Source organism: Microbacterium maritypicum MF109, assembly GCF_000455825.1.
Classification (GTDB): Bacteria; Actinomycetota; Actinomycetes; order Actinomycetales; family Microbacteriaceae; genus Microbacterium; species Microbacterium maritypicum_A.
The window spans coordinates 1-271 of the sequence record NZ_ATAO01000023.1 but is presented as its reverse complement, the minus strand read 5'-3'; the positions used below and the strand labels follow the sequence as shown (position 1 = coordinate 271).

Genomic DNA, 271 nt, shown 5'->3' with positions numbered 1-271 from the left:
AGACCATGACGGGTCATAAGGTCGACCGTGTCTTCGGCTGGGACACGCACGGCCTGCCCGCAGAGCTCGAGGCGATGAAGCAGCTCGGCATCACCGAGAAGGCCGAGATCGAGGAGATGGGCATCGACGTCTTCAACGCGAAGGCGAAGAGCTCGGTGCTCGCCTACACGCACGAGTGGCAGGACTACGTCACCCGTCAGGCGCGCTGGGTCGACTTCGACCGCGGCTACAAGACGCTCGACCTCGGCTACATGGAGAGCGTCCTCTGGGC

General features: G+C 64.2%; 1 protein-coding gene. It reads left to right on the top strand.

Features of this window, described 5'->3' with window-relative positions; genetic code table 11:
* Window positions 1–271 (top strand): class I tRNA ligase family protein (locus tag L687_RS23990; protein ID WP_152525839.1); only part of this gene is annotated, 271 nt, incomplete at both ends.